The sequence below is a fragment of the Bradyrhizobium betae genome (genome assembly GCF_004123905.1).
Classification (GTDB): domain Bacteria; phylum Pseudomonadota; class Alphaproteobacteria; order Rhizobiales; family Xanthobacteraceae; genus Bradyrhizobium; species Bradyrhizobium betae_A.
In genome coordinates, this window is sequence record NZ_MZXW01000016.1 from 717,512 (window position 1) to 729,523 (window position 12,012).

General features: G+C 64.5%; 12 protein-coding genes. 6 read left to right on the plus strand and 6 right to left on the minus strand.

Annotated elements, in window-relative coordinates; genetic code table 11:
• Positions 1–44: 44 nt before the first annotated feature.
• Positions 45–929: a LysR family transcriptional regulator gene (locus tag B5V03_RS13630; RefSeq protein ID WP_129270804.1), complete on the minus strand. Its 885-nt coding sequence runs from the start codon at positions 927–929 to the stop codon at positions 45–47.
• Between the two features lie 111 nt (positions 930–1,040).
• Between B5V03_RS13630 and B5V03_RS13635 the strand changes: the two genes are divergently transcribed.
• The 4 genes from B5V03_RS13635 to B5V03_RS13650 all read left to right on the plus strand — a co-directional run bounded on the left by B5V03_RS13635 (position 1,041) and on the right by B5V03_RS13650 (position 5,226).
• Positions 1,041–2,405, plus strand: coding sequence for an FAD-dependent oxidoreductase (locus B5V03_RS13635; protein WP_129270805.1), 1,365 nt, complete (start codon positions 1,041–1,043; stop codon positions 2,403–2,405).
• Between the two features lie 43 nt (positions 2,406–2,448).
• Complete coding sequence (locus B5V03_RS13640) at positions 2,449–3,453, plus strand: ABC transporter substrate-binding protein (protein ID WP_129270806.1); 1,005 nt, start codon at positions 2,449–2,451, stop codon at positions 3,451–3,453.
• A 188-nt stretch (positions 3,454–3,641) separates the two neighbouring features.
• Positions 3,642–4,415: an ABC transporter ATP-binding protein gene (locus B5V03_RS13645; protein WP_129270807.1), complete on the plus strand. Its 774-nt coding sequence runs from the start codon at positions 3,642–3,644 to the stop codon at positions 4,413–4,415.
• Entirely contained in the window at positions 4,408–5,226 is an 819-nt protein-coding gene (locus B5V03_RS13650; protein WP_164987982.1) for an ABC transporter permease, read from the plus strand. The genes B5V03_RS13645 and B5V03_RS13650 overlap by 8 nt, the downstream gene beginning before the upstream one ends.
• A 117-nt stretch (positions 5,227–5,343) precedes the next feature.
• Here B5V03_RS13650 and gtdA read toward each other — a convergent pair whose 3' ends face one another.
• Positions 5,344–6,384 (minus strand): gentisate 1,2-dioxygenase, encoded by a 1,041-nt coding sequence (gene gtdA / locus B5V03_RS13655; RefSeq protein ID WP_129270809.1) that lies wholly within the window; start codon positions 6,382–6,384, stop codon positions 5,344–5,346.
• 110 nt (positions 6,385–6,494) lie between these two features.
• On the opposite strand from gtdA, the gene maiA reads away from it, so the two are divergent.
• Together maiA and B5V03_RS13665 are read left to right on the plus strand one after the other, a co-directional pair.
• Complete coding sequence (maiA, locus tag B5V03_RS13660) at positions 6,495–7,127, plus strand: maleylacetoacetate isomerase (RefSeq protein ID WP_129270810.1); 633 nt, start codon at positions 6,495–6,497, stop codon at positions 7,125–7,127.
• Positions 7,117–7,629, plus strand: coding sequence for a MarR family winged helix-turn-helix transcriptional regulator (locus tag B5V03_RS13665; RefSeq protein ID WP_129270811.1), 513 nt, complete (start codon positions 7,117–7,119; stop codon positions 7,627–7,629). The genes maiA and B5V03_RS13665 overlap by 11 nt, the downstream gene beginning before the upstream one ends.
• A gap of 122 nt (positions 7,630–7,751) precedes the next feature.
• Here B5V03_RS13665 and B5V03_RS13670 read toward each other — a convergent pair whose 3' ends face one another.
• The 4 genes from B5V03_RS13670 to B5V03_RS13685 all read right to left on the minus strand — a co-directional run bounded on the left by B5V03_RS13670 (position 7,752) and on the right by B5V03_RS13685 (position 11,885).
• Positions 7,752–9,365: a benzoate-CoA ligase family protein gene (locus B5V03_RS13670; RefSeq protein WP_129270812.1), complete on the minus strand. Its 1,614-nt coding sequence runs from the start codon at positions 9,363–9,365 to the stop codon at positions 7,752–7,754.
• Positions 9,362–10,528 carry an FAD-dependent monooxygenase gene (locus B5V03_RS13675; protein WP_164987983.1) on the minus strand — a complete coding sequence of 389 codons (1,167 nt, stop codon included), beginning with the start codon at positions 10,526–10,528 and terminating at the stop codon, positions 9,362–9,364. The genes B5V03_RS13670 and B5V03_RS13675 overlap by 4 nt, the downstream gene beginning before the upstream one ends.
• A gap of 184 nt (positions 10,529–10,712) precedes the next feature.
• A complete protein-coding gene (locus tag B5V03_RS13680) occupies positions 10,713–10,928 on the minus strand; it encodes a hypothetical protein (protein WP_129270813.1) in 216 nt (71 codons plus the stop codon).
• 132 nt (positions 10,929–11,060) lie between these two features.
• Positions 11,061–11,885 carry a cysteine rich repeat-containing protein gene (locus B5V03_RS13685; RefSeq protein ID WP_129270814.1) on the minus strand — a complete coding sequence of 275 codons (825 nt, stop codon included), beginning with the start codon at positions 11,883–11,885 and terminating at the stop codon, positions 11,061–11,063.
• Positions 11,886–12,012 lie beyond the last annotated feature (127 nt).

Sequence of the window (12,012 nt, forward strand, 5' to 3'; positions counted from 1 at the left end):
TCCCCGTATTCCGCTGCGCTCCATACGGGCTACGGCACCGCAATTCACAGCGACGGCGCGAGTGATGCTTTCAGCAAAGTCAGCAGCGCCTGCACCGCGGCGGCGTTGCGTCGCCGTTCGGGGATCGCCGCCTTCACCCACAATTCCGGAATCGGAAAGTCGCGCAGCACCGGCTTGAGCGTGCCATTACGCAACGCGTCTGCGACGAGATAATGCGACATCAGCGCGATGCCGTTGCCGGCGATCGCGCTGCGCGCCAGCACATGGCCTTCGTTGGAGGAGAGCAGCGGGCTGACCTGGATGCTGATGCGGCCGCGTGGCCCCTCAAAGATCCATTCGGGGCCGGTCGGCATAAAGCTGAGGCAGCGGTGCTCGACGAGATCGCGCGGATGTTTTGGCGTGCCGTGCTTCTTCAAATAGGCCGGCGAGGCGCAGAGCAGCCGCTTCAGTGCACACAGCGGTTCGTCGACCACGCCGCCGAAGGAATGCGGGAAGGCGCCGATGGCGATGTCAAAGCCTTCGGTGACGGGATCGACGGGACGATCGATCAGCACGATCTCGAGTTTTAGCCGCGGGTTCTGCGTCTGGAACGTGCTGAAGACATCGGCGAGCCGCGCCACGGTGAGCGAGGTCGGTGCCTTGATGCGGAGGTGATCGACGAGGTCGTGCCCCTTCTCGCCCATCCGCGAGAGCAGATCGGTGGCGTCGGTGACGACGCCACGCGAGCGATGGACGTAGCGCTGGCCGGCGTCGGTGAGCCGCAATTGCCGGGTCGAACGGTGAAACAACGGCGTGCCGATCCGCGCTTCCAGCTGCGTGACGCGTTTTGCGACAACCGAGGTGGAGACGCCAAGCTTTCGCCCGGCGGCCGAGAATCCGCCGGCGTCCGCGGTGGCGAGGAAGGCCCGAAGGTTCACCAGGATGTCCATCTCGACCTTTCTCGATTCGCGAAAGCTGATCGCTTATTTTGGTGGATTGTAGCCCGGCTCGCGTTAATTCATAGTCGGCGCCAAGCAAGATTTTCAGGGACAGGACGCGCCATGCGGGCCACGACGATCGAAGAACCAGCACGCCAAGTGCCGCTCTACGGCGAATATGAAGTCGTCGTGCTGGGCGGCGGACCAGCGGGCATCGTCGCGGCGGCGTCAGCGGCGCGCGCCGGGCGGAAGACGCTGCTGATCGAGCGCTATGGTTTTCTCGGCGGCATGGGCACCGCTGCCGGCGTCACCAATTTCTGTGGCCTGCATGGCAATGTCTACGGCCAAGCCCATCGGCTGGTGCAGGGCATGGCGTCCGAGCTGTTGGCGCGGATCGATCGCTTGAACGGCCTGAACGCGCCGCATCTGATCCTCGGCAAGGTCTTCGCCCAGGCTTACGACACCGCGGCTTACAAGATCGCGGCCGACGAGCTGCTGGCGAGCCACAAGGTCCACATCCTCTTCCACGCGCTTGGCGCCGGCGTGATGATGGGCGATAACAGCCGCATCGACGCGCTGATGGTCGAGACCAAGGCCGGCCGGCAGGCGGTGCGCTCGGAGATTTTCATCGACTGCTCCGGCGACGGCGATCTTGCGGTGTGGGCCGGCGCGCCGTTCGAGATCGGCGACGAGCACGGCCATCCGATGTACCCCTCGATGATGCTCCGTCTCAACGGCATCGATCCAGAGAAGGCGGGCGATGCCTGGCGCACCATTCCGCAATTGATGGAAAAGGCGCTCGCCGCCGGCACCCACACATTCCCGCGGAAAAGCGCGATCGTGCGGCCGCAAAAGTCCGGCATCGAATGGCGGGTGAATTTTACGCAGGTGGCGCGCGAGGACGGCCACGCCATCAATGGCGTCGAGCCCGACGATCTCACCCGCGGCGAGATCGAGGGCCGCAAGCAGGCGCTCGCGGCGTTCGAATTCCTGCGCACGGTGCCGGGGTTTGAAAAATCCTACATCGTCGACCTGCCGCCGCAGCTTGGCATCCGCGAGACCCGTCGCATCAAGGGCGGCTACCAGCTCAGCGGCGAGGATGTGCTCGGCTGCGCCTCGTTCGAGGACTCGATCGGCGTCAACGGCTGGCCGATCGAGGCCCATGTTCCCGGCGATGTCGTTTTCACTTTTCCGCCAATCCCGGAATCGCGCGGCTATAACGAGCTGCCTTATCGTATGCTGGTGCCCGAAGGCGTCGACAATCTTCTGATCGCCGGGCGCTGTGCCTCGATGACCCATGAGGGCCAGTCGGCGGCGCGGGTTTCCGGTGCCTGTTTCGTGATGGGGGAGGCAGCCGGTTCCGCCGCCGCGCTGGCGCTCTCCGGAAACCGGATTCCACGCGAAATCCCCATTGAAAAATTGCAGGAAACGTTGAAACAACAGGGCGCCTTCATCGGGCGGGACCAGCCCGTGCCCGAAGGTTTGTGACAGCTGTAACAGAACGACCAAGAGAACCACTGGAGGAAACGGGATGATCGGGATTGCGCGGCTCGCGGCTGCCGGCCTGGTGGCGATCATGGCGATGGGCGCAGCCCGGGCCGAAGACGCGCTGAAGGCCAAAATCGGCGTCCTCCGCCTGTCGTCCTCCGCGCCGGTCTTCATCGCCCAGGACAAGGGCTACTTTCGTGAGGCGGGCCTCGACGTCGAGCTGAAGTTCTTCGACGCGGCGCAGCCGATCGCGGTCGCCACCACTTCGGGTGACATCGATTTCGGCGTCACCGCCTTCACTGCGGGACTCTACAATCTCGCCGGCAAGGGCGTGCTCAAAGTGATCGGCGGCATGAGCCGCGAGAAATCAGGCTATCCCCTGATCGGCTATTTCGCCAGCAACAATGCCTATGCGAGCGGTCTGAAGACGCCGAAGGACCTCGCGGGCAAGCGCGTGGCCATGACGCAGGTCGGATCGAGCTTTCACTATTCGCTCGGCCTGCTTGCCGACAAATACGGTTTCAAGCTCGCCGAGGTGAAGATCGTCCCGCTGCAATCGCTGTCGAACGCGGCTGCCGCCTTGAAAGGCGAGACCGTCGATGCGGCGCTGCTGCCGATCTCCACCGCGCGCAAGCTGATGGACGAGGGCGGGGCAAAGTTTCTGGGCTGGGTCGGCGACGAGACGCCCTGGCAGCTCGGCGCGGTGTTCGCTTCGCCGAAGACGCTGACCAACAAGCCGCTGGTGACAAAGTTGCTCGGCGTGCTGGCGAAAGCCGACCGCGAATATCACGACGTCGTCCTCGCCGCGATGAAGGACGGTGTTGCCCCGATCAACGAGCAGACAAAACCGCTGCTGGAGATCATCGCCAAATACACCAATCTGCCGGTCGAGCAGGTGGTCGGCAATTGCGCCTATATCGATCCCGACGGCAAGCTCGACGTGAAGAATGTCGACAACCAGATCAAATGGCTCCAGGAGCAGGGCTTTGCCGACAAGGGTTTTGATGCGAATGCGATCATCGCCAAGGAATTCGTGAAGGCGGATTGATTGATGCGCGCACCCTTCTCGCTCCGTCATCCTGAGGTGCGAGCTCGGCCGTGCGAGAACACGGCGGGGCGAGCCTCGAAGGATGTACGGCCGAGCTGCATCCGGGCCGTTCATCCTTCGAGGCTCGACTTGCGGCGTGCCGCAAGTCGAGCACCTCAGGATGACGGCTTGAGAGTGGAGGGCACCGCATGGACCTGATCGCCAACCACATCTCCCACCGCTTCGGCGATCTCGCCGTGCTCGACGACGTCTCCTTCGCCGTCAGTGCCGGCGAAGTGGTGGCGATCGTCGGTCCGTCCGGCTGCGGCAAGAGCACGCTGCTGTCGATCCTCGGCGGGCTGTTGCAGCCGACCTCCGGCGCGCCCGAGCTGCGCGGTGCGCCGCCAGCGGACAGTCTCAATCCGCTGACCTTCGTGTTCCAGGATTTTGCGCTGCTGCCCTGGGCGACGGTCGAGGAGAACGTCGAATTCCCGCTGCTGCACACGCAGCTCTCGGCAACGCAGCGCCGCGCGCTGGTCGAGGATGCTCTGCGCCGCACCGGGCTGACCGATTTTCGCAAAACCTATCCAAAGCAGCTGTCCGGCGGCATGCGCCAGCGCGTCGGCATTTCGCGCGCACTTGCGGTGAAGCCTGCCATCCTGCTGATGGACGAGCCGCTCTCGGCGCTGGACTCGCAGACGCGCGAGCTGCTGATGGAGGATTTCGTCCGCCTGCTCGCCGATGGCGGCATGGGCGCGGTCTATGTCACCCATAATCTCGAGGAGGCGGCACGGCTCGCCGACCGCATCGTGGTGCTGTCGCGCCGCCCGGGCCGCATTCGCGAGGTCGTGACGGTGCCGATGACGCGCGCCGCGCGCGGTGAAGCAGCTGCGCGTGAAAAGCTGCTCGCGCTTCAGAACCAGATCTGGTCGCTGATCCGCAACGAGGCGATCGATGCCGAGCGCGAGGTCCAGCATGCTTGATCGCGCGGGCAAGCCTGTGAAGGACGACACGACACGGCGCGTCCGGTTTCGCGGCGCGGGCTTCGTGCCCGCGTCGAGCCGTTTTGGTGGCTGGATCGCGCTCGCCCTCGTCATCGCGATCTGGCAGGCCGCCGGCAGCGCCGGCCTCGTCAATCCGCTGTTCCTGCCGGCGCCATCCGCAATCGTGCGGGCGATCTACGAGCTCGCCAAGTCGGGTGCGCTCTGGCAGCACCTCTCGGCCTCACTGCTCCGCATCGGTGTCGGCTGGGTGCTGGGGACCGCGGCCGGCGTCGCCGTCGGCTTCGCCATCGGCCTGTCGCGGCTGGCGCGCAGCGTCGGCATCACCTTCATCTCGGCGCTGTTCCCGATCCCGAAGATCGCGCTGCTGCCGCTGTTGATCCTCTGGCTCGGCATTGGCGAAGAGCCGAAGATCGCGACCATTGCGTTAGGGGTGTTCTTCTCGACCGCGATCTCGGTCTATAGCGGTGTCGATGCGGTGCCGCGCAACCTCATCCGCATGGCGCAGAGTTTCAACGTCCCCTTCGCCACCATCGTGCGCAAGGTGGTTTGGCCGGGCGCGCTGCCCGCGATCCTCGCCGGCTTCCGTATCACGGCGTCAGTGGCACTCTTGCTCGTCGTCAGCGCCGAAATGATCGGCGCGCAATACGGCATCGGCGCTTTCGTGCTCCAGGCCGGCAATCTGATGCAGACCGATCAGCTGCTCGCGGGCGTGGTGATCCTGTCGGTGTTCGGGCTGGTGGTGGGGAAGGTGATCGGCTGGCTGGAGACAAGGTTGTTGCACTGGCGGTAGCCACGCCCGTCATTGCGAGCGCAGCGAAGCAATCCAGAATCTTTCCGCCGCGGGATTCTGGATTGCTTCGTCGCAAGAGCTCCTCGCAATGACGAATGTGGTTAGCAGGCGACGCCGTCACGCGTTTCCACGATCCTCGCGAAACAGATCCAGTTTCTGCTGCACCGGCCGGTCCGAGAAGCTGAACAGCACGGCATCGTCATCCGCCTCGTGCGTCACCCATTGCCAGCTCGGCACCACGAACAGATCGCGCGGGCCCCATTCGAAAACGGCGTCGCCGATCCGGCTGCGTCCCCGGCCCTCGATCGGGCAGAACACCGTCGCATCCGTCGCGCGATAGCGCGCGGTCTCAAATCCCTTCGGCAGCAGTTGGATGAACGTCCCGATGGTGGGCATCGCGAAATCGCCGGTCTCGGGATTGCTGAACTTCAGCTTCAACCCGTGGCAGGCGTCCCACTCCTGGCTCGCCCTCGCCTTCTCCAGCGCTTCGCGGGTGTAGGCATAGGGATAGCTGAAGATCGGCGAGGTCTTCGAGCTTCTCTTGACGTCGACGGGCAGCAGATTATGGCCGTAACGGGCAAAGCTGTCGCCGGCGGGCCTTGTGATCTTCTGCTGGTCTTCCTTGGATCCTTCCGCGAAGGAGCAGTCGAAGAACTGCACCAGGGGAATGTCGAGACCGTCGAGCCAGAACATCGGCTCGTCGGTCTCGTTGGAATGATCGTGCCAGGTCATCGACGGCGTGATGATGAAGTCGCCCGGCTCCATCGCGGTGCGCTCGCCGTCGACAGCGGTGTGGGCGCCCTTACCTTCGAGCACGAAGCGCAGCGCCGACTGGCTGTGGCGGTGCGCGGGCGCGACGTCGCCGGGGACCACCATCTGCACGCCCGCATAGAGCGAGGTCGTGATTTTTGATTGGCCGCGCAGGCCGGGGTTTTCGAGCACCAGAACGCGCCGCTCGGCTTCCTTGGCGGTGATCAGCTTGCCGGCCTCCGTCATGTAGTCGCGGATGACATCGAACTTCCAGAGGTGCGGCCGGCAGGCGCTCTTGGGCTCCGGGGTGATCAAATCGCTCATCACCGTCCACAGCGCGGTGAGATTTTCGCCGTCGATCTTCTTGTAGAACGCCTCGCGTTCCGGCGTCTTTGTCACGGCTTCCATGGCGCGCCTCCAATCGTTTTTTCTGTAGATTGACAGCATACTGACAATCTTTGTAGCGTCAATGGCAGCCAAGATTGCTAAGTAATGAGAAAATTCACGGGAGGGCTTTGATGAAGCTGCACGGCTATTTCCGCTCCAGCGCCGCCTATCGCGTGCGGATCGCGCTGAACCTCAAGGGCCTCGGCGCCCAGCACCTGCCGCATCATCTCCGCAAGGGCGAACAATGTGCGCCGGCCTATCTCGCCATCAATCCGCAAGGCCTGGTGCCCGCGCTGGAGAGCGATGCGGGCGTAGTGCTGACCCAATCGGTCGCGATCATCGAATGGCTCGACGAGACCCGCCCCCATCCGCCGCTGCTGCCGAAGGACGCGTTGCAGCGCGCCAAGGTGAGGGCGTTCGCACTGGCGATCGCCTGCGATACCCACCCGGTGCAGAATTTGAAGGTGCTGGCGCGGTTACGTGAGCTTGGCCTTGCCGAAGAGAAGGTCCAGGACTGGGCAGCCTGGGTCAACCGCGAGGGGCTGTCGGCCTGCGAAACGCTGATCAGGAACGAGCCGGGGCCGTTCTGCTTCGGCGATGCGCCGACGCTCGCCGATCTCTTCCTCGTGCCGCAGCTTGCCAATGCGCGCCGCTTCGGCGTCGACGTGTCGGCCTATCCGCGCCTGCTGAAGGCGGAAGCCGCGGCAAAAGCGCTGCCGGCCTTTGCCAACGCCGCCCCGGAGAAGCAGCCCGATGCCGAGTAAGCCCTCTCCTCCGATCACGATCGACGCCGTCTATGCCGCGCCGGGCTATCTGTTCCGGCGCATGCAGCAGATCGCGGTCTCGATCTTCATGGAGGAGTGCAAGGCGTTCGACCTGACGCCGGTGCAATACGCAGCGCTGATCGCGATCCACACCCATCCCGGAATCGACGCGACGCGGCTGTCGGCGGTGATCGCCTTCGACCGCTCCACGCTCGGCAGCGTGATCGAGCGGCTGCAAGCCAAGGATTTCGTCGAGCGCAAGCCGGCGCCCGAGGACAAGCGCATCAAGCTGCTCCATCTGACGAAGTCCGGCGCGGCGATCCTGCGCGAGATCATCCCCGCCGTCGAGCGCGCCCAGGCGCGCATGCTGGAGCCGCTGAAACCCGCTGAGCGCAAGGCATTGATGGGGCTGATGGCCCAGCTCGTCGACCTCAACAACGAGGCTTCGCGGGTGCCGCTGCGGGCCGAGGATGCGCTGGAGCATCTGGGAAAGGCAGGCTGAGTTTGTCCGCTGTCAATCCCCGCGAAGGCGGGGAATCCAGTACGCCGCGGCCTCTCGACTCAATCACAAACCGCCTCTGGAATACTGGATCGTCCGGTCAAGCCGGACGATGACAGCGATACTCACATCCGCAACAACGCCTGCCGATCGATCTTCCCCGTGCCGGTCTTCGGCAGCTCGTCGATGAAGATCACCTCGCGCGGATATTTGTAGGGCAGCAGCTTGCCTTTCACATAGTCTTGGAGCCGCCGTGTAACTTCGCCTTGGTCGCCGGCACGGTTGTTCATCACCACCACCGCCTTCAGCGTCATGCGACGATCAGGCAGCTCGGCGGCGAACACCGCGCATTCGCGGATGTCGGGGTGGTCGGCGAGGCACAGCTCGACCTCGAGCGGATAGACCCACTGGCCCGAGATTTTGATGAGGTCATCGGCGCGGCCGCGGAAGAAGTGAAAACCGTCGGCATCGCGGACGAAGCGGTCGCCGGTGTAGATCCAGCCGCCGTCGCGAATGGTCTCGGCGGATTTGTCCGGCCGGTTCCAGTACAGCGGCGTGTTGGAATCGCCGCGTACCCACAAGATGCCTTCCTCGTTGTCGCCGACGTCGCGGCCCTCCTTGTCGCGCAGCGCGACCTCGTAGCCGGGCACGCGCAGGCCGGCGGCGCCGAGCTTCTTCTGCCCGGGGCGGTTCGAGAGATAGATGTGCAGCACCTCGGTCGAGCCGAGGCCTTCGACGATCTCGAGCCCCGTGAGCGTCTTCCAGCCGTTGAAGACTTCGGCCGAAAGCACTTCGGCTGCGGACAGCGCCATGCGCAGCGAGGAAAAATTCGTCTTTGCCGCGCCCTCGGCCTTGGTCAGCGAGGTGTAGAGCGTCGGCAATCCGAAGAAGACCGTCGGCTTGTACTGCTCGATCGCTGCAAAGATCGCCGCCGGCTTCGGCTGTCCCGGCAGCAGCAGCGTCGCTGCACCCGTGGAGAACGGGAAGGTGACGGAATTGCCAAAACCGTAGGCGAAGAAGATTTTCGGCACCGAGAAGCAGATGTCATCCGGCGTGAGCTTCAGCACGTTCTGCGCGAACGCGACTTCGCTATAGGGCATGTCGTGCTGGAGATGCACGATGCCCTTGGGCCGGCCGGTCGAGCCCGAGGAGTACATCCAGAACGCCATCTCGTTGCGATGGGTGCCGGCTTCGTCCAGCTCGGTCGGGAATTGGGCGAGCCAGCTCGCCACTCCGACCGCCGCTGGCGCGGCGTGATCGCCGACCTCGCCGTTGACGACGATCAACGTGCGCAGGCGCGTGTCCTTGCACGCCTCGGCGTTGAAGCGCGCACAGAATTCGGACTCGGCGACCGCGACGCTCGCGCCGGAATCGGCGAGATAGAATTGCAAGAGATCCGGCGGCGTCAGCGTGTTGATGAGCAGCGGCACGAAGCCGGCGCGCACTGCGCCGAAGAAGGCGGCCGGGTAGGACGGCGTGTCGTCGAGGAACAGCAGCACGCGGTCGCCGCGCTTCAGGCCGAGCGAGGTGAAGCCATTGCCCCAGCGGCAAGCCTCTGCGCAGAGCTCGGCATAGGTCCGCGTGCCCGCGGGACCAATCAGCGCCAGCTTGTCGCCGTGACCCTTGGCAAGATTGTCGAACAGCACACGGCTGGCGTTGTAGACATCAGGAACGGCAAAGCCGATCTCGCGGGCGCCCGCGCTGTCGACGGGCACCTGGTCGCTGATCTCGTTGCTCATGCGGTCGCCTCGCCGTCCGCGTCTCTGCCCTTGTCCGCGCCGTTCTTGGCGGCCTCGTAACGCGCCATGAAGGCCGGCGACATGTGGCGCAGGCGGGCATCGTCGATGCGCCCGGAGCGGGTGATGTAGCTGTAGGCGAAGTCCACCAGATCGAGCTGCATGTGCTGGGCGAAATGCTCGTACCAGAAAGCGCTGGTGCGGGCGGCATTGACCAGCTTCTGCACCACCGGCTTTCGCGCGGCCTGGTAGCGGTGCAGCGCGGTGGTCAGATGCGCATCGGATTCCAGCGCCTTGACCAGCGCGATCGCATCCTCGATCGCAAGCCGCGTGCCCGAGCCGATCGAAAAATGCGCCGAATGCAGGGCGTCGCCGATCAGCACCATGTTCTTGAACGACCAGTGCTCGTTCCAGACCCAGGGGAAATTGCGCCAGACCGATTTGTTGGAGACGAGGCAATGGCCGCCCAGCGTGTCGGCAAACACCTCTTCGCAGACGCCCTTGGACTGCTCGACGTCCTTGTAGGCGAAGCCGTAGGCCTGCCACGTCGCGTGGTCGCATTCGACCAGGAAGGTGCTCATGGTCGGCGAGTAGCGGTAGTGGTGGGCGTTGAAGGCGCCACGGTCGGTCTTCACAAACGTCTGCGACAGCGTGTCGAAGCGTTTTGAGGTGCCGTACCAGACGAATTTGTTGGACGAGTAGGACAGCGACGTGCCGAAATCGCCCTCATAGGCGCGGCGCACCAGCGAGTTCAGCCCGTCGGCGGCGACGATCAGATCGTGGCCGTTGAGCTGGTCGATCGCATGGATCTGGGTGTCGAACCGTGGCGTGACGCCGGCATCGAGCGCGCGCTGCTGCAGGAACTGCAACAGCTCCAGCCGGCCGATCGAGGAGAAGCCGACACCGTCGATGGCGACATTGTCGCCGGCGAGGTTCAGCGTGATGTTCTCCCAGCTCTCCATATGCGGCGCGATCGCGTCGACCGTCTCGGGGTCATCCGCGCGCAAAAATTCCAGCGCCTGGTCGGAGAACACGACGCCAAAACCCCAGGTCGCGTCGGCCGGGTTCTGTTCGAACAGGTCGACTTGATCCTCGGGATGACGCTTCTTCCAGAGATAGGCGAAGTAGAGCCCACCTGGCCCCCCGCCAATCACGGCGATCCGCAACGTCTGCCTCCCTAATTGACAGTATACTTACTATCTAGGGGTAGCCTAATGGGCTCCGGCCTCTCACGCCAGCGGAATTATCGAAGGCGCGCCAAATCACACGCCCGGACACGCGCATCGCGTGTGTCCGAAGCAGTGACATTGCAAATCATAGCCAAACCGCGACGGCTTGGCTATTCGCGCGTCAGACGCAGCGCTTCACGTAGACCCCGTTCACCAGCACCCGGCTGCAGCGGACCACCGGAACCGGCTTGCGGACCACGACGGCCGCGTTCGGCCCGGCGCAACCGGCGCGATAGACGCCGCGGGCGCACACCACCGCATTGGCGTCGGTGGCCTCGAACGTCATAGTCGCGGCGAAAGCAAAAATTGCAGAAGCGATGAGCAGCAGAGCCCGCATATTATCCTCCCGGTCTTGTCGTGATTGAAATCGGACATTTGCAAAAAGGTTTGTCGTTGCAGGCGCGCGAAAATTCATTCGCGCCCGCCGTTCGTCATTGCCGCGAACTTTGGCGCGCCATCGTATGCGGCCTCATTGCGCCGCGAACGGGGCCAGCACATCCTTGCAGGCGGGTGACAGCGACGCCGCATTACTCGCGATGCATTGCACGATGCGGCCGCCGCCCGGCGCGACGCCGGCGCAGAGCGTGCGGATGTCGGCGCCGCAGGCCGAGCGTACGATGAACAGCTCTTCGCGCGGTCGCAGCGGGCGAAGCACGATCACGGCGGGCGTGGCTGCCGGTGCTGCTGCACCAGCCGGTGCAGCACCGCTCGCTGGCGCTGCGGCTGTTGCGCCGCCACCGCCGGTCGCGGCGGTCACGGCCTTCGCGCAGGCCGGCGACACCTTGGCCTTGTTCTTCTCCAGGCATTCGAGCGCGGGCGCACCGCCCGGCGGCACGCTGGCGCAGACTTTGGGATAATCGGCGCGGCACGCGCTCTTGACCGCGGATACCTGCGCGCTGCTTGGCTGCTTTGCGGCGGCAGCTTTCGGAGCAGCAGTAGCCGGCTTCGCCTCGGCGGCCGGCGCAGCTTCCGTCTTTGCCGGCTCAGATTTGGCCGGTTCGGATTTGGCCGGCGCAGCTTCGGTCTTCGGCGCCGCAGCCGGCTCGACCGCGCGAACCGCGGTCTGGCATCCCGACGACAGGCTCGACATGTGGCTCTGGAGACATTGATAAGCTTCGACGCCGCCGGGCGTCACGCTCGAGCAATGCGCCATGAAGTCCGAGCGGCATGCGGAGCGGATGGCGCTCTTCTGGGCCTCGGTCGGCGCTTGCGCGAATGCGCCTGTTGCAGTTGCGAAGAGCGTTGCTGCGAGCAACGCGGTGCGCGTTGATGCATGTTTCAACGTGTTGAACATCTGAGTGAATTCCTGCCCTGGCGGTAACGCCGACAATTTTTCAAATGTGATGCAACAATCGTCGCGGTGATGCCGCGCGCGGCATCATTGGCCGCTTCGACCTCAACCGCAAGTAGATAATGCCTTT